The 24,783-nt window shown below is 70.4% G+C and carries 25 protein-coding genes; 13 read left to right on the top strand and 12 right to left on the bottom strand.

The features are described from left to right. Positions 1-569: IS3 family transposase (locus tag ABD841_RS05620; RefSeq protein WP_344968528.1), on the top strand; the 569-nt coding region annotated here is incomplete at its 5' end. Positions 570-1,183: 614 nt separating this feature from the next. On the opposite strand, the gene ABD841_RS05615 is transcribed toward ABD841_RS05620, so the two are convergent. Genes ABD841_RS05615 through ABD841_RS05605 form a run of 3 tightly spaced genes read right to left on the bottom strand, consistent with a single transcriptional unit; the run spans position 1,184 to position 2,018 of the window. Further along, a complete protein-coding gene (locus ABD841_RS05615; protein ID WP_344968527.1) occupies positions 1,184-1,534 on the bottom strand; it encodes a hypothetical protein in 351 nt (116 codons plus the stop codon). Beyond that, positions 1,531-1,872, bottom strand: coding sequence for a hypothetical protein (locus ABD841_RS05610; protein ID WP_344968526.1), 342 nt, complete (start codon positions 1,870-1,872; stop codon positions 1,531-1,533). The genes ABD841_RS05615 and ABD841_RS05610 overlap by 4 nt, the downstream gene beginning before the upstream one ends. Next, positions 1,872-2,018 carry a hypothetical protein gene (locus ABD841_RS05605; protein ID WP_344968525.1) on the bottom strand — a complete coding sequence of 49 codons (147 nt, stop codon included), beginning with the start codon at positions 2,016-2,018 and terminating at the stop codon, positions 1,872-1,874. Before ABD841_RS05605 ends, ABD841_RS05610 begins: the two co-directional genes overlap by 1 nt. A 321-nt stretch (positions 2,019-2,339) precedes the next feature. On the opposite strand from ABD841_RS05605, the gene ABD841_RS05600 reads away from it, so the two are divergent. Continuing rightward, positions 2,340-3,122, top strand: a complete 783-nt coding sequence (locus ABD841_RS05600; RefSeq protein WP_344968523.1) for a hypothetical protein — start codon at positions 2,340-2,342, stop codon at positions 3,120-3,122. A 653-nt stretch (positions 3,123-3,775) separates the two neighbouring features. Then, a complete protein-coding gene (locus ABD841_RS05595; RefSeq protein ID WP_344968521.1) occupies positions 3,776-4,240 on the top strand; it encodes a hypothetical protein in 465 nt (154 codons plus the stop codon). Positions 4,241-4,411: 171 nt separating this feature from the next. Here ABD841_RS05595 and ABD841_RS05590 read toward each other — a convergent pair whose 3' ends face one another. Both ABD841_RS05590 and ABD841_RS05585 read right to left on the bottom strand, forming a co-directional pair. Beyond that, positions 4,412-4,822 carry an ATP-binding cassette domain-containing protein gene (locus ABD841_RS05590; protein WP_344968519.1) on the bottom strand — a complete coding sequence of 137 codons (411 nt, stop codon included), beginning with the start codon at positions 4,820-4,822 and terminating at the stop codon, positions 4,412-4,414. Continuing rightward, complete coding sequence (locus tag ABD841_RS05585; protein WP_344968518.1) at positions 4,815-6,440, bottom strand: ABC-F family ATP-binding cassette domain-containing protein; 1,626 nt, start codon at positions 6,438-6,440, stop codon at positions 4,815-4,817. Before ABD841_RS05585 ends, ABD841_RS05590 begins: the two co-directional genes overlap by 8 nt. 427 nt (positions 6,441-6,867) lie before the next feature. Between ABD841_RS05585 and ABD841_RS05580 the strand changes: the two genes are divergently transcribed. Beyond that, a complete protein-coding gene (locus ABD841_RS05580) occupies positions 6,868-9,633 on the top strand; it encodes an ATP-binding protein (protein ID WP_344968516.1) in 2,766 nt (921 codons plus the stop codon). Between the two features lie 74 nt (positions 9,634-9,707). On the opposite strand, the gene ABD841_RS05575 is transcribed toward ABD841_RS05580, so the two are convergent. Continuing rightward, positions 9,708-10,139, bottom strand: a complete 432-nt coding sequence (locus ABD841_RS05575) for an organic hydroperoxide resistance protein (protein WP_344968514.1) — start codon at positions 10,137-10,139, stop codon at positions 9,708-9,710. Between the two features lie 463 nt (positions 10,140-10,602). Here ABD841_RS05575 and ABD841_RS05570 point away from each other — a divergent pair, with 463 nt between their 5' ends. Continuing rightward, a complete protein-coding gene (locus ABD841_RS05570) occupies positions 10,603-11,040 on the top strand; it encodes an SRPBCC family protein (protein ID WP_344968513.1) in 438 nt (145 codons plus the stop codon). A gap of 96 nt (positions 11,041-11,136) precedes the next feature. On the opposite strand, the gene ABD841_RS05565 is transcribed toward ABD841_RS05570, so the two are convergent. Both ABD841_RS05565 and ABD841_RS05560 read right to left on the bottom strand, forming a co-directional pair. Then, a complete protein-coding gene (locus ABD841_RS05565) occupies positions 11,137-12,246 on the bottom strand; it encodes an aldo/keto reductase (protein WP_344968511.1) in 1,110 nt (369 codons plus the stop codon). A 109-nt stretch (positions 12,247-12,355) separates the two neighbouring features. Beyond that, positions 12,356-12,733, bottom strand: a complete 378-nt coding sequence (locus ABD841_RS05560) for a nuclear transport factor 2 family protein (protein ID WP_344968509.1) — start codon at positions 12,731-12,733, stop codon at positions 12,356-12,358. 206 nt (positions 12,734-12,939) lie between these two features. Between ABD841_RS05560 and ABD841_RS05555 the strand changes: the two genes are divergently transcribed. The 5 genes from ABD841_RS05555 to ABD841_RS05535 all read left to right on the top strand — a co-directional run bounded on the left by ABD841_RS05555 (position 12,940) and on the right by ABD841_RS05535 (position 16,111). Further along, positions 12,940-13,545 carry a TetR/AcrR family transcriptional regulator gene (locus tag ABD841_RS05555; RefSeq protein WP_344968507.1) on the top strand — a complete coding sequence of 202 codons (606 nt, stop codon included), beginning with the start codon at positions 12,940-12,942 and terminating at the stop codon, positions 13,543-13,545. Positions 13,546-13,788: 243 nt separating this feature from the next. After that, positions 13,789-14,211, top strand: a complete 423-nt coding sequence (locus ABD841_RS05550) for a YchJ family protein (RefSeq protein ID WP_344968505.1) — start codon at positions 13,789-13,791, stop codon at positions 14,209-14,211. Positions 14,212-14,423: 212 nt separating this feature from the next. Next, positions 14,424-14,804 (top strand): hypothetical protein, encoded by a 381-nt coding sequence (locus ABD841_RS05545; protein ID WP_344968503.1) that lies wholly within the window; start codon positions 14,424-14,426, stop codon positions 14,802-14,804. Between the two features lie 271 nt (positions 14,805-15,075). Continuing rightward, complete coding sequence (locus ABD841_RS05540) at positions 15,076-15,399, top strand: GNAT family N-acetyltransferase (RefSeq protein WP_344968502.1); 324 nt, start codon at positions 15,076-15,078, stop codon at positions 15,397-15,399. 31 nt (positions 15,400-15,430) lie between these two features. Beyond that, positions 15,431-16,111, top strand: coding sequence for a methyltransferase family protein (locus tag ABD841_RS05535; protein WP_344968500.1), 681 nt, complete (start codon positions 15,431-15,433; stop codon positions 16,109-16,111). A gap of 183 nt (positions 16,112-16,294) precedes the next feature. Here ABD841_RS05535 and ABD841_RS05530 read toward each other — a convergent pair whose 3' ends face one another. Genes ABD841_RS05530 through ABD841_RS05515 form a run of 4 tightly spaced genes read right to left on the bottom strand, consistent with a single transcriptional unit; the run spans position 16,295 to position 21,099 of the window. Continuing rightward, on the bottom strand, positions 16,295-17,101 hold the full coding sequence (locus ABD841_RS05530) for a DeoR/GlpR family DNA-binding transcription regulator (RefSeq protein WP_344968499.1): 807 nt from the start codon (positions 17,099-17,101) through the stop codon (positions 16,295-16,297). Between the two features lie 51 nt (positions 17,102-17,152). Continuing rightward, positions 17,153-17,941, bottom strand: a complete 789-nt coding sequence (locus tag ABD841_RS05525; protein WP_344968497.1) for a triose-phosphate isomerase — start codon at positions 17,939-17,941, stop codon at positions 17,153-17,155. After that, positions 17,938-19,449, bottom strand: a complete 1,512-nt coding sequence (locus tag ABD841_RS05520; protein ID WP_344968496.1) for an FGGY-family carbohydrate kinase — start codon at positions 19,447-19,449, stop codon at positions 17,938-17,940. The genes ABD841_RS05525 and ABD841_RS05520 overlap by 4 nt, the downstream gene beginning before the upstream one ends. Next, positions 19,450-21,099 carry a glycerol-3-phosphate dehydrogenase/oxidase gene (locus ABD841_RS05515; protein WP_344968494.1) on the bottom strand — a complete coding sequence of 550 codons (1,650 nt, stop codon included), beginning with the start codon at positions 21,097-21,099 and terminating at the stop codon, positions 19,450-19,452. A gap of 285 nt (positions 21,100-21,384) precedes the next feature. Here ABD841_RS05515 and ABD841_RS05510 point away from each other — a divergent pair, with 285 nt between their 5' ends. The 3 genes from ABD841_RS05510 to ABD841_RS05500 are packed head-to-tail and all read left to right on the top strand — an operon-like array spanning position 21,385 to position 24,723. Then, positions 21,385-22,041 (top strand): DUF2291 family protein, encoded by a 657-nt coding sequence (locus ABD841_RS05510; RefSeq protein WP_344968492.1) that lies wholly within the window; start codon positions 21,385-21,387, stop codon positions 22,039-22,041. After that, the gene (locus ABD841_RS05505; RefSeq protein ID WP_344968491.1) at positions 22,041-23,624 is read left to right on the top strand and encodes a sugar ABC transporter ATP-binding protein; all 1,584 of its coding nucleotides are present in this window, start codon (positions 22,041-22,043) and stop codon (positions 23,622-23,624) included. The genes ABD841_RS05510 and ABD841_RS05505 overlap by 1 nt, the downstream gene beginning before the upstream one ends. Beyond that, complete coding sequence (locus ABD841_RS05500; protein ID WP_344968489.1) at positions 23,617-24,723, top strand: ABC transporter permease; 1,107 nt, start codon at positions 23,617-23,619, stop codon at positions 24,721-24,723. Before ABD841_RS05505 ends, ABD841_RS05500 begins: the two co-directional genes overlap by 8 nt. The last annotated feature ends 60 nt before the right edge of the window (positions 24,724-24,783 follow it).

Here is a 24,783-nt window from a genome sequence, read left to right as displayed (position 1 = left end):
CGGGTGACCTGCTGGAACGCGACTTCACCGCTGACCGGCCGGATCTGCGATGGGTCGCGGACATCACCTATGTGGCGACCGCGGCCGGCTGGGTCTACACCGCGTTCGTGCAGGATCTGTACTCGCGGCGGATCGTCGGTTGGCAGGTCGCCGACCACCTGGGCGCTGACCTGGCACTCGACGCCCTGGAAATGGCGATCTGGTCTCGCGGAGGTGACGTCGGCGGCCTCGTCCACCACTCGGATAGAGGAGTTCAATACACTTCCATCCGCTACGCGGAACGGCTCGACCAGGTCGGCGCGGCGCGTTCTGTTGGCAGCAAGGGTGACTCGTATGACAATGCAGCAGCCGAGTCCCTGAACAGTCTCTACAAGAAGGAGCTCATCGACTTCCATGGCGGCTGGAAAGGCGTCATGGACGTGACTATCGCCACGATGGAATGGGTTGCCTGGTTCAATTCTGAACGGCTACATTCTTACTGCGGGAACGTCCCTCCGGCCGAGTACGAGGAGACGTTCCACCGATCGACCGCCGGCACTGACCTGACGGCCGAGAACCAAGCGATCTAGCCTCCAACTTCGCCGGGGCGATCCAAGTGCGGGGAGCGGCGCGAGATGGTTCCCACGTTCACTGCTGACCGCTCGCGAGAGGAGGTGTCCAGCTATGCCCCTGCGGCATCGCCCTGGCTACGCCGTAGACCTTCACCAGAGCCTCCTGGCCAGGCGCGACAACCGGCCCAGGAGTTCCCCAACCGGGCACTCGCCCGGCGGGTGCGCACCGCGACCCAGCCCATATCCACCGGATTTGAGCTGGTGGAAGCCTTGAAGGGCGTTACACCACTGGTTCCTCACGTACACCTTTCCCGCTCGTTGACCAGGCCCGCACCGTCCGGCAGTACCGGCACGCCCTGACGTCGTCGAGGCTGCTTTCCGCCCTCACCCGCGCCTCCGGGGTCAGACTGCCTCCTACTTCAACGGCCCGCTACGACGAGCCATCGGCGAAGGTCTTCCACCTCCGCACGGTCAAACAGCGCCTCGTGGCGCACGCCGCCCCGCTTCCGGTGCTAATGACGGTCGGGTTGCCATCGGATGAAACGGGCGACCTGATCGCGGCCATCTCGGGTCGGGTGCGGCGGCGCGGGTGCGGGAAGAGGAAGGAAGGTCCCGTGCCGCCACACCGGCTTTCAGGAGTGATGTCGAGGTGTCCCGTGGAGGTCCGCCACCACCAGAGCATCACTGAGCACGGTGATCGCCAGCGACCCAGCGGGCATGAACTCGCAGTACAGATCGAGGAAGTCGAGATTCCGCCCTGCGGGCACCCGCCGAAGGTCAGTGACGCGTGCCCACACCGGATCCGTCACCCCCTGCCGGTCCGCCGACCAGTCCTCCGCCCGTACCGGCCGGACCACAAACGAGTTACCTGCATCCCGCGCGAACAGCAGGCCGTAGCCGTCGCGCAGTTCTGCCGCGGGCCGCGCGAGCGCCGGTTTCCCCACCACGGGGAGGACCGCGTCCTGGCCCGTCGTGCCGGTCATGTCGAGGCTCCGCCGGGGTGCGCGGAGCCGGGGGGCGATTGCCAGAAGCGGGCGTGGTGGGCGGCGATCCTCTCGGCGGCCCGGTCGAGCGCGCTCACCTCCTGCGAGGCGTTCACCCGGCAGCGGCGCTGCGCATCCCACCTGGCGTACCACCAGAACCGTTCCCCGTTGCACCACACCGTCAGGCCCGCGCAGACCGAGACCATCGCCAGCCCGTCGTCACCCTTGACGATGGCGCTGATCCCGTGCCGCGCCAGGGCCGCCCGAAGCCGCTGAGCCGTGGCCAGCGCTGCCGGAGACCGCGCGGGAACCACGTCCCGCCTTTGGTGCGGTACCACTACGCCGTCTCCTTCGGACCGGCCGCCACGATCATCTCCATGACCCCGTCCGGGTGCTCGCTCTTCACTGCCTGGAGAGCGGGGCCGTTGTGCGGTGACACCAGGCGGTGGCTTGAGCGCGGTCCCACGGCCGTCGTGGCATTCATGACTCCAGCCCTTCCTGGTCGCGAAGGTGCTGGGCGAGTTCGGGAACGTCGTCGGCATCGATCGTCTGGCAGAGGCCGCGGTTCACTTCTTCATCGGTGAGATGTCGGCCATTCCGGGTAGCCCACAAGCGGCCCGCAGAACTACGCCATATGCACCATCCGGGAAAAGCGGCCTGGAGGTCTTCCAGAATCACGGGGGTTGACATGGGGTAAGCGTCGTTTCGTTCGGGTGACGATCCCACCGCGTTCCGGAGACGTCCAGGACGTTTCAACGTTAGAGTTGAAAACGTCCCTGACGTCCTCAGCGCCCAGAGGTGTACCGTGGCCAACGTCGCCTTACGCCGTGCCATGCGCGATGCGCAGGTCGGCAATCAAAGTCTGGCGGAACGCTGTGGGGTGGACGTTAAAACGGTGGAACGCTGGTTGCAGGATGAGACGCGCATTCCGCACCTTCGGCACCAGTGGGCCGCTGCTGAGGTATTAGGAGTTGATACGTCCGTGTTGTGGCCAGAGGCTATCCGTAACACCGTGAAAACCGGCCCGGATCGAGAAGTCCTGACCGTTTACCCCTACCGGTCCGCCTGTCCGAAATCGATCTGGCGCAACCTGATCAGCTCAGCCCGAAATGAGATCGTCTTCGCTGGATACACCAATTACTTTCTGTGGCTGGAACATCCCAACCTGGCCAAGGTTCTCAGGCGCAAGGCCGAGCAGGGTTGCAAGATCCGTTTCCTCATAGGTGACCCGGACAGTGAGGTCACCCGCCGTCGTGAGGAGGTGGAGGACGTCCCGCTGACCGTCTCCACCCGTATCCGGATCACCCTGTCGGAGATCGAGCAGGTGCGCGGGGTGCCCGGCATCGAGGCGCGGTTCGGTGACGAGCACATCGCGATGAGCGTCTTCCGGTTCGACTCCGAGATGCTGGTGACACCGCACCTGGCCAATCTGGTCGGGCACGATTCGCCGATGCTGCACCTACGCCGCTACCAGGACGACGGCCTGTTCGACCGGTTCGGGTACCACGCCTCCGAACTGTGGAGCAACGGCCGGGATATCTGGGCGGAGAACCCGAAGGAGCACACGGGGAGCGTGAATCCTGGGTGACTAACTGAGTGACAACGACCCTGGACAAGGTCGGACAACGGTGGATCGCCATGGACTGTCTGCGCAGGTGGGGGCAGGTGTAACCCATGATCCCGCCCCCTCCCGGTTTGCCTGGGGGTCAAGGGGTCGCAGGTTCAAATCCTGTCGTCCCGACCATGCTTTGGCTGGTCGGCAAGGGTGTCACCCGAAAGGGAGACACCCTTTCTGCATTCCGGGTGACCATCTGAGTGGCTGCCGCTCCGCTCACATGAAGATCCGGTCCATCGCCTCCACGCCACCGGGCGGCACCGGGCGGATCCGCTTGCGGTGGACCGCCTCCGTGACCGCCGTCCCGAACCGGCCGGCGGGCCGGGCGTGCGGTCCTGACGCCGGTCCCGGCCCGTGCCATCCGGACCGGCACGGCGTACGCCCGTCACCCGGACCGGCACGGCATACGCCCGCCGCCCGACGCACCGAGCGCACCCGCCCCGGGTGCGCGCTGCCGCCGCTCCGTCGCCGGTTCCAACCGCTTTACAACCCCCGACCGCCTCGCATGGGCACGGCCGTTGTACCGCGCGCCGGCTTCTCCCGCTCGGGGGCGACCGGGCGCGCGGGACACCTGTGAGGGGGAGCCGGGAGGAGTCTGCACCGTACCCTTACATTCTCTGCGCCCGATGGTCACAGGAATCTGTTTTGATCGCTTCGTGACTGAGAGAAACACATCGGGAGCCGACGATGTGTTCTGGGCCATGGGCTGCGGAACGCTGGTGGCCGTCGCATTGACCTGGGCAACGCTCGGAACTCTTCTGGATATTGTTCTGGTGGCTCGAACGCAACGCTACTGTCTCGGTGATCTGAGTGTCGGCGAGGGGCTTGCCGGATTCATGTGGGCGGCAAGCAGGCTCGTCATATTTCCCGTCGTTTCGGGCGTCTCGGTGCTCGTCTCCCTGCCGATCGATCTCCTCGCCCGCCTGCCATGGTTTGCCGAACGTGGCTGGCTGAAGGCGGCCATGGTGACTCTCGCCATTCTTGTTTCGATTTCGGGACCAATGGCGATGATCCTTTACGACGTTGCCACCGTAGGAACTCCGGGTGATTGTGTCCCGCCTTGGTGGCCCTCCTGGCTTCCTCTGCAATAGGACGCGAAGCTTTCGCGTACCGTAAAAGCTGCCGCCCCGCTTCCCGCGCTCGGGCCTGACGGCCCCGCGCTCCGGGTCGGGTTGCCGTCGAATGACACGGGTGACCTGACCACGGCCGTTCCGGACCGGCCGCCACGATCATCTCTGCGGCCCCGTCCGGGTGCTCACTCTTCACGATCCGGAGATCGGGGCCGTTGTTTGCGCCTGCTCCAGCCGCGCCCCGTACGCGCCGAGCAGGCAGGCGTCGTCCGGGGCGGCGGCGAGCGCACGGGTGAGCCGGTCGAGCTCGGTCAGGTCCGCACGCGCCTCGCGCAGGGCGTTGTCGAGCACGTCGGCGATCGTGGACCGGCCGTCGAACGGCATCTCCTGGTGCAGGAAGCCGAGGTCGGCGGGGCGGACGACAGTGCCGGAGTCGGGCTGGTCCACCCCGGCCAGCAGCCGCAGCAGGGTGGACTTGCCCGCGCCGTTCTCCCCGATCAGCCCGATTCGGCGGCCGGGGGCGGCGGTGAGAGTGACGCCGTCGAGCACCCGCCGTGTGCCCAGCGTACGAACGAGGTCGCGGGCGAGCAGCGCGTCACTCACCGGCGGGCCCTCCGGTCTCCAGGAGACGGCCGCCGGACAGCTCCAGCCACCGATCCACCCCGATCTCCGCGAGGAACCGCTCGTCGTGGCTGACCACCACGAACGCCCCCTCGTAGGCGCCGAGCGCGCTCTCCAACTGCCCCACGCTGACCAGGTCGAGGTTGTTGGTGGGCTCGTCGAGCAGCAGGAGCTGGGGTGCCGGCTCGGCGCACAGCACGCAGGCCAGCGTGGCGCGCAGCCGTTCACCGCCCGACAGCACGCCCACCGGCAGGTGCGCCCGTGCGCCACGGAACAGGAAGCGGGCGAGCAGGTTCATCCGCTCCGCCTCCGGCATGCCGGGGGCGAACGCGGCCAGGTTCTCCGCCACGGTGCGTTCGACGTCGAGCAGGTCGAGCCGCTGCGACAGGTAGGCGACCCGGCCGTCGGCCCGCCTGGTCCTGCCGCCGTCCGGCTCCAGCTCGCCGCTGATCAGGCGCAGCAGGGTGGACTTGCCCGCGCCGTTGGGGCCGGTCAGCGCGATGCGCTCGGGTCCGCGGACCGTCAGGTCGATGCCCGGCTCGGCGAACAGGCCGCGGGCCTGCAGACCTTCGCCGAGGAAGACCGTGCGCCCGGCGGGCACGTTGGTCCCCGGCAGCTCCAGTGAGATCTTCTGGTCGTCGCGCAGAGCCCGCCCGGCCTCGTCGAGCCTGGCCTTGGCGTCGCTGACGCGGGCGGCGTGCATCTGGCCCGCCCGCCCGGCCGACTCCTGGGCGCCCCGCTTCATGTTCCCGGCGAAGATCCGCGGCAGCCCGGCGTTCCTGAGGTTGCGGGCGGCGTTGCCCGCCCGGCGCTCGGCCCGCTCGCGGGCCTGCTGCATCTCCCGCTTCTCGCGCTTGAGCTCCTGCTCGGCGCTGCGCACGTTCCGTTCGGCGGCCTCCCGCCCGGCGCGTACGGTCTCCTCGTACGTGGTGAAGTCGCCGCCGTAGAAGCGGATCTCGCCCCGGTCGAGTTCGGCGATGCGGTCCATGCGGTCGAGCAGGACCCGGTCGTGGCTGACCACGAGCAGGCAGCCGTTCCAGTCGCCGAGCACGTCGTAGAGCCTGCGGCGCGCGCCGAGGTCGAGGTTGTTCGTCGGCTCGTCGAGCAGCAGGACGTCGGGCCGCCTGAGGAGTTGCGCGGCCAGGCCGAGCGAGACGACCTGGCCGCCGCTCAGCGTGCGCAGCGTGCGGTCGAACGCGATGTCGCCGAGCCCGAGCCGGTCGAGCTGGGCGCGGGTGCGCTCCTCGATGTCCCAGTCGTTGCCGATCGTGGTGAAGTGCTCCTCACTGGTGTCGCCCGACTCGATGGCGTCCAGCGCGGCGATCGCCGGGGCGATGCCGAGGACCTCGGCCACGGTCAGGTCGCCGGTGAGGGGCAGGCTCTGCGGCAGGTAACCGAGCACGCCGCTGACGGACACGCTTCCGCCACCGGGCCGGTACTCGCCGGCGATCAGCTTGAGCAGCGTGCTCTTGCCCGCGCCGTTCGGGGCGACGAGACCCGTACGGCCGCTGCCCACGGTGCAGGACAGGTCACTGAAGACGGGCGTGTCGTCAGGCCAGGAGAAGGACAGGTGAGAACAGACGATGAACGCATCGGACATGCGAGAGACCTCGTACGTGATCCGGGCGCGCCGGAGCCGCCCGGCAAGGGGACAGGGATTCGGGGAACGACGACGAGGGCCACATCGGCGGCGGTCATGTGCGCCTGCCGGGGCCGGTCAACCTCCGGTATCACCCGGAGATGTCGTCGTCACCTGCCATGTCTGGTCTCCTAGCTTCCGATCATGAGCGTTTCGTACTGTAGCATCCCGCCGGCAGTGGTCGTCCCCGGTTCCGGAGCCGGGCCGCCACGGTATGGAGTCTGGCGGACGTCCACGGTGTGCTGCGCGGCCAGGCGGCCATCCGTTCCGTCGCTCCTGCCTGAGCTGGTGAAACCTCGTACCGGGACACTTTCGGTATGGTCGCGGTCAGGACTCGCGTACGGCCGGGGGAGACCGCCGAGGACACCGAAGGTAGGAGTGCCGCACCATGCCGCTTTTCGGACGGGAAGCCGAGCTGAAGGTCCTGGCCGAGCTCGTCGACGGGCCGGGGGGCCGCAGCGGCGTCCTCATTCGGGGAGAGGTGGGCATCGGGAAGTCCGCGCTCGTGGCGGAGGCCGTTTCCGCCGCGTCGGTCGCGGGCCTGCGCGTGGTGACGACGACCGGCGTGGAAGCCGAGCAGAACCTCGCCTACGCCGGTTTGCACCAGCTGCTGTACCCGGTCCGGGCGGGCGTGGACGCGCTGCCGGCCCCGCAGCGGGACGCCCTGCGCAGCGCGCTGGGCCTCGCCGACCCGGCCGAACCCAGTGCCTACCTCGTCGGCCTGGCCACGCTGACCCTGCTGGCCGAGGCGGCCGCCGACCGGCCGTTGCTGGTCGTCGCCGAGGACGTGCACTGGCTCGACCGCGCCAGCGTGGACGTCCTCGCCTTCGTGGCGCGCCGGATCGAGTCCGAGCCCATCGTCGTGATCGCGACCCTCCGGGAGGGCGAGCGCTCGCCCGTGCAGGACGCCGGACTGTCCGCGATGCCCGTCGACCGGCTCTCCGACGAGGTCGCCGCCGAGTTGCTGGACTCGATCGCCCCCGACCTCAACCCGGCCGTCCGGGCGCGGCTGCTGGAGGAGGCCGCCGGGAACCCGCTGGCGCTGACCGAGCTGCCGGCGGCCATCGGAGGCCACGGCGGAGCCGGTTCGCCGCTTTCGCCGAGCGATCACCTCGGCGGGCCCGGCCCGGTGCCGCCCCTGAGCGAGCGTCTTGAGCGCGCGTTCACCGCCCGGGTCGCCGCCCTGCCGGCGCCGGCCCGCACCGCCCTGCTGGTCGCGGCGCTCAACCAGAGCGACTCGGTCTCCGAGACGCTCGCGGCCACCGGCCTGATCCTGGAATCGGCGGCCGAGCCGGAGATCCTCGAACCGGCCGTCGAGGTCCGGTTGATCGAGCTGTCCATCGGCGCGGTGAGGTTCCGGCATCCCCTGATGCGGTCGGCCATCCCGGCGGCTTCGACGCTCGCCGAGCGCCGGCAGGCACACCTGGCCCTCGCCGAGACGTTGCGCGAACAGCCGGACCGCCGGGCATGGCACCGGGCCGCCGCGACGGCCGGAGCCGACGAGGGCGTGGCGGCCGAACTGGACCGCGCGGCCGACCGGGCCCGGCGCCGGGCCGGGGTCGCCGCCGCGATCGCGGCGCTGGAGCAGGCGGCCCGGCTGAGCGAAGGGCAGGACCGCAAGGCGGTCAGGTTGCTGCGCGCGGCCGAGCTCGCGGTCGAATCCGGCCGCCGCGACACGGCCGAGCGTCTGGTCCGCGACGCGCAAGCCCTCGAACTCTCACCGCGCCGGCGCGCCACCGCAAGCTGGTTGCTCAGCGGCTTCGAAGACGGGGTGCGCGAGGACGTCTCCCGCGTGTCGGAACTGGCCGGGCTGGCCGCGTCGGTCGCCGCCGACGGGCAGGCCGAGCCCGCTGTCCGGATCCTGTGGGGCGCCGCCATGCGCTGCTTCTGGTCCGAACCCGGCCCGGCCGTCCGCCGCTCGCTGCTGGACGTGGCCGACCGGCTGCCCGTTCGTGACGGCGATCCGCGCATGGTCGCGGTCGCCGCGTACGTCGCGCCGTTCGAACGGGGCGCCACCGTGCTGGACCGGCTGCGCGAACTGGCCGGCGTGGCCGGTGCGGACCCGGAGGTCGACCGCTACCTGGGCAGCGCGGCCCTGCAGGTCGGGGCGTTCGACCTGGCCGCCCGCTTCTCCGCGGCGGCCGCGCCCGGCCTGCGCGCCCAGGGACGCCTCGGGCTGCTGCCCCGGGCGCTGGCGGTCCAGGCGTGGAGCCGGGCCCGGCTGGGCGACCTGGCCACGGCCGTGCCGGTCGCCGCGGAGGCCGCCAGGCTCGCCCGGGAGACCGGCCAGCCGTTCATGTACGGGCTGGCCACGGCCGTCCAGGCCGAGATCGCCGCGCTGAGAGGTGACCACGAGCAGGCCGGAACACTCGCCGACGAGGCCGAACGGGTTGGACTCGCCGCCGGCGCCCGGCCCGTCCTGGCCACCGTCCAGCTCACGCGCGGGCTCACCGCCCTGAGCGAGGGGCGCTTCGACGACGCGTTCGCCGACCTGAGCCGGATGCTCGATCCCGCGGACCCCGCCTACCAGCTGGCCCTGCGCGCGTACTGCGTCGCGGAGCTCACCGAGGCCGCCGTGCGTGCCGGGCGGACCGCCGCCCTGCGCGACATCCTGCGCGACCTGGAGCCGCTGGCCGCGTCGACGCCGTCACCGGCGCTGCACATCGGGTTGCGCTACGCGCGCGCCGCGCTCGCCCCGAACGAGGAGGCGGAGAAGCTGTTCACGGCCGCGCTGCGGACGGACCTGACCGGGTGGCCCGCGGAACGCGGACGCGTCCATCTGGCGTTCGGCGAATGGTTGCGGCGGCAGCGCCGGGTGGTGGAATCCCGGACGCACCTGCGCACGGCCAGAGAGACCTTCGACGCGCTCGGCATGGCCGCATGGGGCGAGCGCGCACGGCGGGAGCTGCGCAGTGCGGGGGAGTCGAGCCCGAACCGGGGCCCGGACGCGCGGGAAAAGCTGACCCCGCACGAGCTGAGCATCGCGCAGCTGGCCGCCGAGGGGCTGACGAACCGGGAGATCGGGCAACGGCTGTACCTTTCCCACCGGACCGTGGGCACCCACCTGCACCGGATCTTCCCCAAGCTGGGGGTGAGCTCCCGGGCCGATCTCGCGCGGATGCTCGAGACTTTCCAGGAGACGTCTTCCCGGTGAGGGTTGTCCGCCGGTGACGCACACCGGCCTGAGCCCGTCACCGTCACGGGGCGGGCTCAGGCCGTGCCCGGATGTCAGGCCACGGTGGCGTCGAGAGTGACCTCGATGTTGCCGCGGGTCGCCTTCGAGTACGGGCACAGCTGGTGCGCGCCGTTGACCAGCTCGTCGGCGGTCGCCTGGTCGATGCCCGAGGCCTCCAGGTGCAGAACAGCGCTGAGCCTGAAGTCGTTGGCGTCGGTGTCGTGGTGCAGGGTGACCTCCGCGACGACGGCGAGGTCGTTCAGCGGCACCTTCTTCACGCTCGCCACCCGGCGCACGGCGCCGATGAAGCAGGACGCCCAGCCCGCGGCGAACAACTGCTCGGGGTTCGTGCCGCCGCCCGCGCCGCCGAGCGCCTTGGGCACGGCGAGGTTGACGTCGAGCATGCCGTCGTCGGAGGTCGCCCGCCCCCCGTTCCGGCCCTCCGCGGTGGAGGTGGCTACCGCGGTGTACGTGATTTCAGACATGGTTTCCTGCTCGTTCTCGGGTTTCCAAGGTGAAGCCACGGTAGGAACCCGGGGAAAGCCGTGGCGACTGTCGGATGACGTCATGTGTGTACGTCATCGACGCGTGGAGTGGCTCAGACCGGTGAGGCCGTCCTGATCCGGGCGTACGTCCTCCGCCGGCCGCGACCGGGCGCCAGGCCCGGATCGTCGTCCGGCAACCGGGCGATCCGCCGGTGGGCCGAGCAGGGCCGGGGCGAGCCGTCGCCGGCCCTGCACGGGACGCCGGCCGTCACCCGGCTGAATGTCGTCGGACCACCGGCGAGTTGCCGCCGCGGCCGGCGAACACATACCGACCGTCGACATGATGCAACATGACCTTGCGGTGTCCCGGAGGGAACGCTCTCACGCCTTCTGGGCGAGGACCGGCGCGCGATCGGCGTCGTCCCTGTCATTGACGAAAAACTGATTCTGCAGGAGTGACAGAATGAACAAACGAGAGGTCTCGGTCACGCGGATCGTCCGCGCGAGCAGTGACACGATCTTCGACCTGCTGGCTGATCCGCGCAAGCACCACCTGATCGACGGATCGGGGACCGTGGTGGCGCCGAAGACGGACGCGCCGGACCGGCTGAGCCTGGGCGCCCGGTTCGGGATGGACATGAGGATGGGCCTGGCGTACAAGGTCCGGAACCAGGTGGTGGAATTCGAGGAGGGGCGGCTGATCGCCTGGCGGCACAGCGGTGGTCACCGGTGGCGCTGGCGGCTCGAGCCCGTCGGCGAGCACGCCACCCGGGTGACCGAGACCTTCGACTGGTCGACGGCGAAGGGCAGCCTGTTCTTCCCGCTGTTCCGGTTTCCGGCCAAGAACAAGGTGTCGATGGAGAAGACCCTCGAACGGCTGGCGGGCCTGCTCGAGCGGTGATCGCGCGGACGGTGCGAGAAGCGGTGCACAGTGGCCGGTCCTCGCATCGTCCCCGTACGCCGCCCAAGCCGCCGCCGCGGTGGACGACGAGGTCCGTCAGCCCCTGCTTCCGGACACCCAGTTCCGCACGGCCGGGGCGTACCCGGCCGGCTTGTCCCCGACCTTGACGCCGGGACTGACCAGCCAGCTCTGGTAGTCCGGCGTGAACATCCGGTAGACCGACCGGGGCGGCACGGAACTCGCCTCGTCGAGCTTCGCGCGCAGCTCGGCCGGCAGCTCGAAGTCGAGGGCGGCCATGTTGGCCCCAAGCTGGTCCGTGCTGCTCGCCCCGATGATCGCCGAGGCGACCCCGGGCTGGGTGGCGACCCAGTTGACGGCGACCTGGGCCATCGTCCTGTCGAGCTTGTCGGCGACGCTCTCGAGTGTCGCCAGAAGCTGCCATTCCCGGTCCGTCCACGGGTGTCCGGCCGAGCCTCCGCCGCTGAGCCGGCCTTCCCCGGCCAGGCCCTGGTCGGCATGCCGGTACTTCCCGGTGAGGAAGCCGCCGCCCAGCGGACTCCAGGCGGTGATACCGAGCCCCAGGCTCTGCCCCATCGTGATGTGCTCCGGTTCGATCGTCCGGTCGACAAGGGAGTAGGGCAGCTGCAGGCTGACCACCGGTACGAGGGAGTGGGCCTCGGCAAGGGTCTGGGCCCGCGCCGCGTACCAACTGGGCACGTCGGACAGGCCCGCGTACCGGATCTTCCCGGCCCGGGTGAGGTCGTCGAAGGTCCGCATGACCTCCTCGACAGGGGTGATCCGGTCCCAGGTGTGCAGCAGGAACAGGTCGATGTAGTCGGTGCGCAGGCGGCGCAGCGACGCCTCGACCGCTCTGATCATGTGCTTGCGGCCGTTGCCCCCCGCGTTCGGATCTCCGGGGTCGACGCTGTTGGTGAACTTGGTGGTGAGCACCACCCTGTCGCGCACCTTGGCCTCTGCGATGAGATTGCCGAGGATGGTCTCGCTCTCACCGGCGGTGTAGAAATCGGCGGTGTCGATGAAGTTTCCGCCTGCTTCGAGGTAGCGACGGAAGATGGGGCGGGCTTCCTCTTCGGTCTTGCCGTATGCGGCATGGAAGCCGCCGGTGCCGAAGTTCATCGTGCCCAGTGCCAGTCGGCTGACACGCAGCCCGGAACGGCCGAGCAGATAGTAGTGGTCCAGAGACATGAGGTTGTTGCTCCGTTCGGAAGTGGACTCGCGGAGACCGGCCTTTCCCGGTTCCTCCGGGAGCGGATGGCGCACCCGGGACGCAGGCGGGGCGGTGACCGGCGGCGCGTCAGCCGCTGACCAGCTGCGTGGCGTAGGCGGTGTTGGTGTAGTCCCGCCAGGCGGCGATCTTGCCGTCACGGATCTCGTAGACGGCCATGTTCATCACCGGGGCCGGGGAACGGCCCGGCAGGGCGAGGCCGTGGACCTGCTCGGCGATGACGACGTCGTCGTTGACCGCCTGGTGGACGGTCTCGAACCTGACCTGCTCGAAGGTGCCGAAGACGTGCTTCCACACCCGCAGCACCGCGTCGCGGCCGCGGACCTCGTCCTCGCCGTAGTTGTGAAAGAGGACGTCGGGGTGGAGATAGGGCGCGAGACGATCGGTGTTCTTGGTGTTGAACGCCTCCACGAACTCGCGGACCAGGGTGTCGTTGTCGATGGGCATGGGATTCGCTCGCTTTCCGAACCGTGCGGTCCGTTCAGCTTGCGCACCAAAAAATGGACTGTCAAGTCCAAAAAGGCGTGGTCGCACGCGGCGGACCGGTGAGGCCACGCATGGTGCGGGCATGCCGGCTCCCTGCGGAAGTGCCCGGTTCGCGGTCCGGGACGCCCGCGCTAATATGGACCGGACAGTCCAACCTGGGGGTGACCATGCGCACGCTGACCCGCAAGGGAGCCGCGACGCGACAGCGCATTCTCGAGGGCGCGGCCGCGCACATCCGCGAGCACGGCGTGGCCGCCACGACTCTCGACGACGTGCTGGCCAGGACCACCACCAGCAAGAGCCAGCTGTTCCACTACTTCCCCGGCGGCCGGGAGGAACTGCTGCTGGCCGTGGCCCGCTTCGAGGCCGACCGGGTGCTGGAGGACCAGCGACCCCAGCTCGGCGACCTCACCTCCTGGCCCGCCTGGCAGTCGTGGCGCGACAAGGTCGTCGACCGTTACCGGCGGCAGGGCCGCCTGTGCCCGCTCAACTCCGTCACGTCGCACCTGGGCAACCGCACACCTGGCGCCCAGGCCGTGGTCACCGAGCTGATGGACCGCTGGCAGGCCGAGATCGCCACCGGTGTGCGGCACATGCAGGACGCCGGCGAGGTCGACCCGGGCCTGGACCCCGACCGCGCGGCGGCCGCCCTGCTCGCCGGCATCCAGGGCGGCGTCCTGATCCAGATGTCCACCGGCCGGACCACCCACCTGGAGGCCGCCCTGGACATGGGCATCGCCCATCTCAGGACTGGCAGGCTCCCGCCGCCCTGACGAGCGGTTTCACGACCCGGGAGCGGCCCGGGGGCGGCGCGGAACCCATGGCTGTCACGACGCGCTCGCGAACCCGCCTTCTTCGAGGCGTCCCATGCGCGTTGGATCACCGGCGACGGCGAAGAGGAAGAGAGGGGCAGCGGCCCCGTACGGCCGACGAATCCGCATGATCCGCTCACACCATGATCAGCCGGAACGGGTGCGGCCGCCGCGAACTGCCGGGAAACCGGATACCCTCGCGGGGTGAACGCTGCCTCCGGTCCCCGCCGTACGTCGCCGCGCGCCGACGCGCGGCCCTGCCCCTGCGGCCTGCCCGCCGCCTACGGCGAGTGCTGCGGCCGGTTCCACCGCGGGCAGGCCGCGCCGACGGCGGAGGCGCTCATGCGCTCGCGTTTCACCGCGTTCGCGGTCGAGGACGAGGCCTATCTGCTGCGCACCTGGCACCCCACCACCCGGCCGGCCCGCGTCGAGTTCGAGCGGGGCATGCGGTGGACCGCGCTGGAGATCGAGGACGTCTCCGGCGGGAGCCCTTTCCACACCGAGGGAACCGTCACCTTCCGCGCCCGCTACACCCACCGTGGGCGGCCCGGCGAGCTGCGCGAGCAGAGCCGGTTCACGCGGTACGAAGGCGCCTGGGTCTACCTGGACGCCGTCGTCACGGGCTGACCGGCCGCCTCTCCCGTCCGTGACCGGGCGCGCGTCGCCCCGACGGTGGGCGGCTCGGGTGGCACCCGACGCGTGCCGGCTCGGCGTCCGGAGCGTGCGCGCGGGCGCCGCCCGGCGGAAGAGGCCCGGCCATGGATCACCCGGATGGGGGACCCCGGGTCATTCCGGCGGCGGGCGCGATCGGGCCGGAGACCGGACTATGGTCCCTTCCCATGACGACAGTGCGGCGGAAACCGCTGATCGGAACGGGGCTGCTGGTCGTGGCCCTGCTCCTGCTGGGGGTGAGCATTTTCCTGTTCCTGCGGGCGAGCGACACGCAGGAACGGATCGACGGGCACCTGCAGAAGGCGACCGGACTGCTCAGCGAGGCGGAGAGCGTCAAGGAGACCGATCCGGGGCGCCATGACGAGCTGACCCGGGAGGCCAACCGGTACACGTGGTTCGCCGAGACCGACCAGGAGGAGCACAGCTCCCAGTACTCGAGCGCGTGGCTCCTCGCCGCCGGTGCCGCCGGATGCCTGACCGGAGGCCTCATCGTGTTCCTCTCCCGCGGTGGCCGTGCGCCCCGGGGCGCGAAGTTCGACCGGGTGTGACGACCCGCTCCGGACCGCGGTTCCGTCCCTCCCGGTTCACCCGGGGGCCGAGCGGGCGAGGGCCCCGCGCCACGCCCGCCGCCCGGCAGGCCGTGCGTCCGAAGGCGCCGAGCCGCGTACGGGCCGTGCGGACCGTACGGGCCGCCGTTCACGGTCCCGGGTGGCTCCGGTTCGCGGGACGGGCGGGCTGGGGCATACTGGCAGCCACGTGAATCCGTGGCGGCATCCCGTGTGCCGTCGGCGACACCCGGAGAACTGTGAGGCCGACCTGATGAGCGATGCGACCACGACCGGTACGGTGGAGGTCACCGACGCGCCGGACGCGAAGCGGTACGAGGCGCGGCTGGACGGTGTCCTGGTCGGGATCGCCGAGTACATCCGCACCCACGAGCTGATCGCCTTCGTGCACACCGAGGTGGAGCCGGCGTACGAGGGCCGGGGGATCGGCGGGTCGCTGGTGCGGGCGTCGCTGGACGCGGCGCGTGCGGACGGCCTGGCGGTGCTCCCGGTGTGCCCGTTCTACACCGCCTGGATCGCCCGGCACCCCGAGTACCAGCCCCTGGTGTACACGAACAAGAGCCGCGTCACCGACTGACGACCGGGCCGGCGGGGAACGCGCGGTCAGCGTGAAACGTTCTTTCGCCAGGGTGCCGATATACCTGCCGGGGGAGGGCTCCGCGGAGGCACGGCACGGGAGGCCGACGACCATGGCGATCACCGCTTTGATCCTGTTCATCGCCTTCCTGGCGCTCGTGGCCGGGGCCCGCACGTGGATTCAGGTGCGGCGCACCGGGGACACCGGTGACAGGCGCGAGGCGGCCCGGCGTGACCCGGTGCAGCGGCGGATCGACGGGCTGGCCGCGGCGGGCGCCCTGGCCCTGGGCGTGGTCTCTCCGGTCGCCGCCCTGGCGGGGCTCCCCCCTGTGGTGGAGAGTTCACCGGTCGAGGTGGGCGGCCTGGTGCTGGCGCTCCTGGGAACGGCCGCCACCTTCGCCGCCCAGCTCGCGATGGGCGATTCCTGGCGGGCCGGCGTCGACCCCGGTGAGCGGACCACGCTGGTCACCTCCGGGCCGTTCGGGGTGGTCCGCAACCCGATCCTGACCGCCGTGCTGATCACCTGCACCGGACTGACCCTCATGGTGCCCACCGTGGTCGGCCTGGCCGGGCTGGCCGCCGCCGTGGTCGCCAACCAGTTGCTGGTCCGCCTGGTGGAAGAGCCTTACCTGCGCCGCACGCATGGCGAGGACTACCTGCGCTACGCCGCGGCCGTCGGCCGGTTCGTGCCCGGCGTCGGCCGCCTCAGGTAGTCTTCCCCGTCGCCCGTCGCCCGTCGCCCGTCGCCCGTCGCCCGTCGCCCGTCGCCCGTCGAAGGTTCGGCCCTGGGAGGGCCGCTGTGTGAGCCGGGCACCGCCCCGCCGGACGCCGGAGGGCGGTCCGGGGGAGGGGCAGGCGCAGAGGAACCAGAGGTCGCCCGGCGTTCCGCCGCGGTGTCAGCGCCCGCGCACCGCCGGAGCCACGGTGACGCCCACGCCCTTGCGCCGTAGCCGCTCCACGTGCTCCGCCGGGGTCCGCCAGTCCACGATGACGTGGTCGAAGTCGGTCAGGGGCGCGAGGGCGTGCAGGGCCCGGCGCTCGAACTTCGTGTGGTCGACGATCAGCAGGCGGGTGGCCGCCGAGTCGAACATGGCACGTTTGGTGTCGACCGTCTCCTGCGTCTGGTGGAAGCAGATGTCGTCGGTGATGGCCGAGGTGGACATGACGACGATGTCGGCGCGCAGGTCGCGGATGGCCGCGACGGTCATGTGCCCCATGAACGAGTTCGCCCAGGGATGGAACTGGCCGCCGAGCGCGATCAGGGTGAGGTCCGGTTCGCCGGTCAGCTCCTCGATGATGGGGAGGAAGTTCGTGATCACCGTCAGGGGCGCCTTGTCGGTGAGCACCGGGACGAGCTGCAGGGTGGTCGTCGAGTCGTCGAGGATGACGGCGTGTCCCGGCTCGATCCACGCGCAGGCGGCTCGGGCGAGCGCTGCCTTCTCGGCGTGCTGCCGGCCGCGGCGGAACAGGTCGCTGGCCTCGACGAGGCTGGACGGCAGGGCGGTGACCACGCCCCGGGTTTTGCGGACGATGCCTCGGGCGACGAGCGCGTCGAGGTCGCGATGGGCGGTCATCAGGCTGATGCCGTGCTTCTCCGCGAGCGCCTCGATGCGGACCGAGCCGTCCGCCATCACGTCCGCGGCGATCGCGCGCTGGCGCGCGCGCTGCCGTGACAGGCGGCCCTCCGCGGGCGGCTCCCCCATCACGCCTCCTCCTCGATCCGGCTGTCGCGTGTCCGGCCGTCGTGTATCCGACTATCCCGCATCCGGCTGCCTCCCGTGACCGGCACGGGCCCCGATGCGTACCAGTTCGACGAAGCCCGCCACGTCCCACGCGGCCCGGCCGACGAACAGGCCGTCGGTCCCGGGCACGTCGAGCAGCGCCGCCGCGTTGAACCGGTTGACGCTTCCACCGTAGAGAACCGCCGAGATCTTATGACGCGCGTCCCCGCCCGGACCGAAACGGGTGGACAGCATCTCCATGACGGGGGCGATCTCGTGCGGCGACGCCTCGCGGCCGAGGTCGCCGATCGCCCAGACGGGCTCGTAGGCGACGACGACTTTGCGCAGGTCGTGCGCGGCGAGCCTGGAGAGCCCCCGGCTCACCTGGCCGGCGATCCAGTCGATCTCCCCGCCCGCGGCGCGCACCTCGGCCGGTTCGCCGACGCACAGCAGCGGCGTGAGACCCGCCGCGGCGGCGGCCGCCACCTTGCGGGCGACGGTGTCGTCGGTCTCGCCGAAGTACTCCCGGCGTTCGGAGTGGCCGATCTCGACGAGCGTCGCGCCGGCGTCGGCGACCATCCCCATCGACACCTCGCCGGTATAGGCGCCGGCGGGCTCCCAGTGCGCGTTCTGGGCGCCGACGAGGACGGGGACGTCGGACGGCAGGCGCTCGCGTACGGCGGCGATCGCGGTGTGCGGCGGGATGACGAAGGCCCGGACGCCGCCGAGCGCGTCCCGGGCGGCGACGAGTCCGTCGACGAACGCGCGCGCCTCGGCGAGTGTCTTGTTCATCTTCCAGCTGGTGCCGATCCACGTCGTCATCGGGTCTCCTCGAACTCGGCCCACACGGCCGTCATCCTTTCCACGACGCGCCGGTAGCGCCGGTAGTTCTCCTCCTGCCGTGCCACGCCGCCGGGTTCGGGTTCGCAGATGACGGGCTCCGCGCCGGTCGCCGCGGTGGCGTCCGGCAGGTCCGCGTAGACGCCCACCGCGATGCCGGCGAGCATGGCCGAGCCGAGCGCGCCGGCCTCCCGTACGGTGCTCACCCCCACCGGCGCGGCCAGGGCGTCGGCGAACATCTGCACCCACCGGGTGCTGTTGGCCGCCCCGCCCGTGAGACGGATGTCGGTGACGTCGAACCCGTCCCGCAGCGCGTCGACGTGATGGCGGTGGTTGAAGACCACCCCTTCCATCACCGCGCGGAGCATGTGCCCGCGCTCGTGCCACCCCCGCAGCCCGACGAAGGCCGCACTCGCGTCCACCGGGTAGGGGGACCCGTAGAGGAAGGGAAGGTAGACCAGGTCGCTCGGGCTCGACTCGATCGCGCGGAGGTCCTCCTCCACGAAGCCGAACGGCCGGCCGGTGGCGCCGCCGGCCCGCACGTCATGGGCGGCGAGCCTGGTTGCGAACCACTCGAGGTTGGCCGCGCTCGACGGGGAGAGCGACATGTTCATCCACTGGCCCGGTACGACGAAGTTGCGGGCGTTCCACCGCTCGTCCACCCGGGCGGCGTCGGAGATGACCTCGTTGATGCTGAAGGTTCCCGCGATGATCGCGAGCTGGCCCGGGAGCACCGTTCCCATGCCGATGGCCCCGCAGTCGACGTCGTGCGCGCCCGACGCGACCGGGGTGCCGGGGCGGAGGCCGCACCGCTCCGCCGCCGCGACGGTGACCTCACCCGCGACCTCTCCGGACGGGATCACCTCGGGCAGCAGGCGGAACAGCTCCTCGACCCCGAAGACGCGCAGCGTCTCGCGGTCGTACTCCTGCGAGTACACGTTGGTGAACGACAGGCTCGACTCCGTCGGATCGGTGGAGAAGACGCCGGTGAGCCGCTGTTTGACGACGTCCTTGCCGGGCAGCGCGTAGGCCGTCCGCGCCACGACGTCCGGTTCGTTCCGCAGCAGCCAGGCGAGCACCGAGACCGGCGAGCCCGGCCAGGGCTTCTGCCCGCTGAGCGGGAGGGCGGTGTCGCTCCGGCCGGTGCGCTCCCAGTCCGCGACCAGCTCCGCCGCGCGGGTGTCGAGCGAGAGGATTCCCGGCCGGGTCGGCCTGCCCCGCTCGTCGACCAGGTAGATCCCGTCGCCGTGGGAGGTGACCGCGACGCCCGCGATGTCCCCGGCACGGACGCCGGTCGTCGCGACGACCTCGCGGATGACCGAGCAGGTCACCTCCCACAGTTCGTCCTGGTCGCGCTCGACGTGGTGCGGGCGCGGGTAGCTGTGCGGCACCCGCCGTGCGGCCTGGCCGATCTGGCCGCCGGTCTCGTCGAAGAGCACGGCCTTGGTGACGGTGGACCCGGCGTCGACGCCGAGGAGGTAGCGTCCCATCTAGATCACCGGCGTCGGTTCGAGTTCCAGGAACCGCCGGAGGTAGCGCAGGTAGGCCGCCTTCTGCCGGGCGGTCTCCGCGTCGTCCCAGCCGAGTTCGGCGGCGCAGACGGCGGCGACCGCGTCCATGGCCCCCTGGCCGAGGTCGGGCTCCAGGCCGATCATGGTGCGGCGGGCGAGCACGTCCGCGAGGCTGACGGCCTCCTCTTCCCTGATCGCGAAGACGACCTCGCCCGCCCGCAGCCCGGACACGGGGTCGACGGTTCGCGAGAGGGCCTCGGACGAGGCGATGAGGGCGGCGACCCGGCGGGCGCGGGCGCCGTAGACGCGGGCCAGCCGGTGCGCCTCGGCGGCCGGGAGTCCGCTCTCCCGCTCGAACGCGCGCCCGAACTCCTCGGGCCCCTCGGGGGGTCTGCCGGGGAGGTCGAGCCCGCGGGTCCGCGACGTCGTCCTCCTGCCCAGGCGCCTGCCCACCTCGTCGACGGCGTGCTCGGCGAGCGTGCGGAAGGTGGTCAGCTTGCCGCCGACGACCGAGAGCAGCCCGTCGAACTGCGGGCGGTGGTCGTGCAGGATATGCCTGCGTGTGATGTCGCCCGGTTCGCCGCTCGGCACGTAGGGGAGGGGCCTGACCCCGGTGTAGGCGTACAGGATGCCGTCCTCGCTCAGGTTCGCGGCGGGGAACAGGCGGTTGGTCTCGGCGAGGATGTAGTCGATCTCTTCCTGGTCGGCCGCGGCCATGTCGAGGTCGCCCTCGAACCGCTTGTCCGTGCTGCCGATGAGGTATCTGCCGAGCCAGGGGATCACCATGAGGGGACGGCCGTCGCTGAGCGCCTCGTAGTACATCGCGCAGCCGGGCGAGCCGGGGAACGGCTCGACGACGAGGTGCGTGCCCTTGGTCCCGCCGATCAACCGCCGGGGTGCGGGTGACGAACCGGAGGGGAGCCCGGAGAGCACTTCGTCGACCCACGGGCCCGCCACGTTGACGGTGAAGCGCGCGCTGACGTCGTGGACCGTTCCGGTGACCGCGTCGCGGACCGATGCCCCGATCACGCGGCCGTGCTGGACGCGCAGCCGGGTCGACTCGGCGAAGTTGAGCGTGACGGCCCCGGCGCCGCGCGCGGCGAGCATGATCTCGACGGAGAGCCGCTCGGCGTACTCGACCTGCGCGTCGTAGTAGACCGCCGAGCCCTGGAGCCCGTCCCGTGACAGGCCGGGCAGCAGGGCGGTGGTCTTCTCGCGCCCGTAGGCGCGGTGGGTCGGCAGCGATTTGTCGAAGGAGAGGACGTCGTAGAGCAGCATCCCCGCGCGCAGCTTGAGCCGGTGGTGCGTGTTGTTCCGGTAGAACGGCAGCGCGAACGGGAGCGGCGTGACGAGATGCGGCGCGTGCCGCAGCAGCCACTCCCGATCCCGCAGTGACTCGCGGACGAGCCCCAGGTCGAGTTTCTCCAGGTATTTGAGGCCGCCGTGGATCATGCGGGACGACCACGAGGACGTCCCGCTGCCCCAGTCTCCTTTCTCGATCACCAGCACGGACAGGCCGCGGTCGGCCGCGTCCCACGCTATGCCCAGCCCGTTCACGCCTCCACCGATGACGAGCAGGTCGAAATCGTGCCGAAGGCGGGCGAGGGAGTGGTCCCGGTAGCTGCTCATCGCGATCCCCGAGTGATCATCTCACCGCCAGGTGAGATGTTTGGTGTTACTTCTAACGTGAGTGGCGTAGACGTTATCGCTACCTGCGTGATAAATCTAGCGAACCGTGACCTGTGTCACATCTGTTGGAGATCTACCAGCGTACATAACAGACAAACCTTGATAGTTAACGTTAGGTACTGTTACGTTCTCGTGAACGCGTGACAAGTCCGCGTATCTCGCCCCCGGATCGCCGTGTTCCCGGCGTGTTCCCGGCGTGTTCCCGGAAAGGAGCCCCCGAGTCCGATGAGTACCGCAGCCGCCGCCGGCCCGCCCCGCATGCTCGCGCGCCTCGTCTGGCCTGCCGTGATGGTCGTCCTCGCGGTCGCCATGGCCATGGACACCAGGGTCCTCTCCAGAGAAGAGGTCACCTCGATCAACCCCGCGGAGTTCAACGCCAAGGACTTCGTCGCCGGGGAGTACCCCAAGATCGTGAGCGCCGTCGAGGCGAAGGCCGTGGGCCTCAAGGAGGTCGCCGCCGCGGTCGCCGCCGACCCCGCGGCCGCCGGTGAGAAGTACGGCAACGTCGCGGGCACCGACAAGTACGCGATCCCCGTGAGCTTCACCGGCGAGGTCACCGAGGCCGACGAGGGTCTCCTCACCGTCGAGGTGGCCGGCCTGCCCAAGGACAGCGTGGTCCGCGTCGCCCTCGGCCAGGCCGCCAACGGCACCGCCCTGCGCGACGCCCCCGGAACCATCAAGTTCAAGGACTTCCAGAACCAGACCGACTACCAGCAGGTGGCCAACGAGCTGAAGACCAAGGTGCTCGCGGACGTGGCCGGCAAGGTCGACGCCGCCGCGGCGCGGGGCAAGAACGCGTCGGTGGTCGGCGTGTACGTCACCAACACGGGCCCGGAGGGCAGCTACCTCGTCACCCCCGTCAAGATCGAGGTGGCGGGCTGATGTTCCGGGAAGCCGCGAGCCCTCCCCGGGCCGACGTCGTCCTGCGGGCGGTCGACATCACCAAGTGGTACGGCGCGACGCAGGCCCTCAAGGGCGTCAACTTCGAGGTGCAGCGGGGCAAGGTCACCGTTCTGTTCGGTGAGAACGGGGCCGGCAAGTCGACGCTGATGAAGATCCTCGCCGGCGTGGAGACCCCCACCGGCGGACACCTCGAACTCGACGGGGAGCGGATCGAGCTGCGCTCGCCCAACCAGGCGGTCGACCACGGCATCTCGATCATCCACCAGGAGCTCAACCTCTGCCCCAACATGAGCGTGCGCGACAACATCTTCATCGGCCGTGAGCGCACCGGCCTGTTCGGCACGGTGGACTACCGCGGTGAGCGCAAGGTCGTCCAGCGGCTCATGGAGCGGCTGGAGGAGGACATCGACCCGAGCACCCTCGTCGCCGACCTCCGCATCGGGCAGCAGCAGATCGTCGAGATCGCCCGCGCCCTGGCGACGGACGCCCGCATCCTCATCATGGACGAGCCCACCTCGGCGCTCAGCGCCTCGGAGGTCGAGGTCCTCTTCAAGGTCATCAAGGACCTCACCGACAACGGGGTCGCGATCGTCTACATCTCCCACCACCTGGAGGAGGCGATCGAGATCTCCGACCACGCGGTCGTGTTCCGCGACGGCGAACTGGTGGCCACCGAGGACGCGGCCAACATCGATCTCTCCTGGGTCGTCGGCAAGATGGTCGGGCGGGCCGCCGAGTACGACTTCCGCGACGCGGAGCGGGACTACGGCGACGTCGCGCTGAGCATCCGGAACCTCAAGGTCGTCGACGCCACCGGCGAGGGCCGCCTCGCGGTCAACGACGTCTCGCTGGAGGTCAGGCAGGGCGAGATCGTCTGCCTGTACGGGCTGATGGGCGCCGGCCGCACCGAGCTGGTCGAGGCGCTGGCCGGCCGCGGGCCGATCGCCTCCGGCAGCGTGAAACTCGGCGGCGAGGACGTCGCCGGCACGTCCATCACGGAGCGGATCGAACGTGGCATCGGTCTCGTCCCCGAGGACCGGCAGCGCGACGGGCTGGTCCAGTCGATGTCCGTCGGCCAGAACCTGTCCCTGTCGAGCCTGCTGGAGATGACCAGGTCCTTCCTCGTCTCCCGGTTCATCTCCGGCAGGCGCGAGGCGGGCCGGATCCGGGACGGCATCTCCGACGTCCGGGTGAAGACCGCCGGTCCCGGCGCGGCGATCACGTCGCTGAGCGGCGGGAACCAGCAGAAGGTCGTCATCGGCAAGATGCTGCTGACCGGCCCGAAGGTGCTCCTGCTCGACGAGCCGACCCGCGGCATCGACGTCGGCGCCAAGGGCGAGATCTTCTCCCTGCTCTTCCGCGAGGCGCGGAAGGGGCTCGCGGTCCTCTACGTGACCAGCGAGATCGGTGAGGCGATCACCGCGTCGCACCGCATCGTCGTGATGTCCAAGGGCCGGGTCGTCCGGGAGTTCGACCCCCGCACGGCGTCACGTGAAGAGATCATGGCCGCCTCCGGCGAGTCCGAGGTCGGCATCCACCCGATTGGAACGCCCAGTGAGTGAGTTGAGCCAGGCCGCCGTGAAGGCGACGGCGCCGCACGCCCTCCGCAAGATCAATACCAGGGCCCTGATGGTCGAGGGGCGCGCCCTGCTCGCGCTTCTCCTCATCGTGGTCGTCTTCTCGCTGCTGTCCCCCAACTTCCTCAGCGCCGACAACCTCATCATCATGACCCGGCACGTCGCGATGAACGCCATCCTGGCGATCGGGATGCTCCTGGTGATCCTCAACGGCGGCATCGACCTGTCGGTCGGCTCGATCGTCGGCCTGTCCGGCGTCATCGCCGGCATGCTGCTGGAGGGACTTGAGATCAAGAGTCTCGACCTCTTCGTCTACCCCGCCGTCTGGGTCGTGATCGTCGTCTCCCTCGGTGTCGGGACTCTCGCCGGCTGGGTGAACGGGGTGGTGGTGACGAGACTCAAGGTCGCCCCGTTCATCGCCACCCTCGGCATGCTGTACGTCGCCCGCGGCATCGCGCTGCTGATCACGAACGGCACCCCGTTCTCCAAGCTCCGCGGGGAGGAGGGGCTGGGCAACACCGGTTTCCTCACCTTCCTCAAGGGCGCGCCCCTCGGACTGCCCATGCCGGTCTGGGCGATGATCCTCTTCGCCGCGGTGTTCGCGGTGGTGCTCAGCAAGAGCCCGTTCGGCCGCTGGCTCTACGCGACCGGGGGGAACGAGCGCGCCGCCGAGCTGTCCGGTGTCCCGGTGAAGAAGGTGAAGACCCGCATCTACGTCCTCTCCGGGCTGTGCGCGGCGGCCGTCGGCCTGCTCCTGACGGCCGACCTGTCCTCGGCCACCCCGGCGGCCGGTGAGTTCTTCGAGCTCAACGCCATCGCCGCCGTGGTGATCGGCGGCGCCGCGCTCTCCGGCGGCCGCGGCACGATCCGCGGGACCCTCATCGGTGCCTTCGTCATCGGCTTCCTCGTCGACGGTCTCGTCCTCGTCGGGGTCTCCCAGTTCTGGCAGCAGATCATCAAGGGCGCCGTCATCATCATCGCCGTCGCGCTGGACCAGCTCCAGCAGACCCTGCAGAAGCGCCGGTCCGCGAAGGCCGCGTTCTCACCCCCCAAGCCGTCGGAGCGCGTGCCCGCCCCGGTGTAGCCCGACGTACCCCAGACGGCCCGCTGCGCGCCGCCGTCCGCACTACCAGCGTTTGTGAAA

It is taken from the genome of Streptosporangium fragile, from assembly GCF_039534445.1.
Taxonomy (GTDB): domain Bacteria; phylum Actinomycetota; class Actinomycetes; order Streptosporangiales; family Streptosporangiaceae; genus Streptosporangium; species Streptosporangium fragile.
This window is presented reverse-complemented; position numbering and strand designations above follow the sequence as displayed.

Bases quoted from the DNA above. Each gene is read 5' to 3' on its own strand.
- ABD841_RS05575 (WP_344968514.1), bottom strand. From the start codon at position 10,139: ATGTCTGAAATCACGTACACCGCGGTAGCCACCTCCACCGCGGAGGGC.
- ABD841_RS05510 (WP_344968492.1), top strand. From the start codon at position 21,385: ATGAGTACCGCAGCCGCCGCCGGCCCGCCCCGCATGCTCGCGCGCCTC.
- ABD841_RS05615 (WP_344968527.1), bottom strand. From the start codon at position 1,534: ATGACCGGCACGACGGGCCAGGACGCGGTCCTCCCCGTGGTGGGGAAA.
- ABD841_RS05530 (WP_344968499.1), bottom strand. From the start codon at position 17,101: ATGGGGGAGCCGCCCGCGGAGGGCCGCCTGTCACGGCAGCGCGCGCGC.
- ABD841_RS05505 (WP_344968491.1), top strand. From the start codon at position 22,041: ATGTTCCGGGAAGCCGCGAGCCCTCCCCGGGCCGACGTCGTCCTGCGG.
- ABD841_RS05565 (WP_344968511.1), bottom strand. From the start codon at position 12,246: ATGTCTCTGGACCACTACTATCTGCTCGGCCGTTCCGGGCTGCGTGTC.
- ABD841_RS05520 (WP_344968496.1), bottom strand. From the start codon at position 19,449: ATGGGACGCTACCTCCTCGGCGTCGACGCCGGGTCCACCGTCACCAAG.
- ABD841_RS05540 (WP_344968502.1), top strand. From the start codon at position 15,076: ATGAGCGATGCGACCACGACCGGTACGGTGGAGGTCACCGACGCGCCG.
- ABD841_RS05560 (WP_344968509.1), bottom strand. From the start codon at position 12,733: ATGCCCATCGACAACGACACCCTGGTCCGCGAGTTCGTGGAGGCGTTC.
- ABD841_RS05595 (WP_344968521.1), top strand. From the start codon at position 3,776: ATGGTCACAGGAATCTGTTTTGATCGCTTCGTGACTGAGAGAAACACA.
- ABD841_RS05545 (WP_344968503.1), top strand. From the start codon at position 14,424: ATGACGACAGTGCGGCGGAAACCGCTGATCGGAACGGGGCTGCTGGTC.
- ABD841_RS05605 (WP_344968525.1), bottom strand. From the start codon at position 2,018: ATGAATGCCACGACGGCCGTGGGACCGCGCTCAAGCCACCGCCTGGTG.
- ABD841_RS05580 (WP_344968516.1), top strand. From the start codon at position 6,868: ATGCCGCTTTTCGGACGGGAAGCCGAGCTGAAGGTCCTGGCCGAGCTC.
- ABD841_RS05515 (WP_344968494.1), bottom strand. From the start codon at position 21,099: ATGAGCAGCTACCGGGACCACTCCCTCGCCCGCCTTCGGCACGATTTC.
- ABD841_RS05555 (WP_344968507.1), top strand. From the start codon at position 12,940: ATGCGCACGCTGACCCGCAAGGGAGCCGCGACGCGACAGCGCATTCTC.
- ABD841_RS05570 (WP_344968513.1), top strand. From the start codon at position 10,603: ATGAACAAACGAGAGGTCTCGGTCACGCGGATCGTCCGCGCGAGCAGT.
- ABD841_RS05525 (WP_344968497.1), bottom strand. From the start codon at position 17,941: ATGACGACGTGGATCGGCACCAGCTGGAAGATGAACAAGACACTCGCC.
- ABD841_RS05585 (WP_344968518.1), bottom strand. From the start codon at position 6,440: ATGTCCGATGCGTTCATCGTCTGTTCTCACCTGTCCTTCTCCTGGCCT.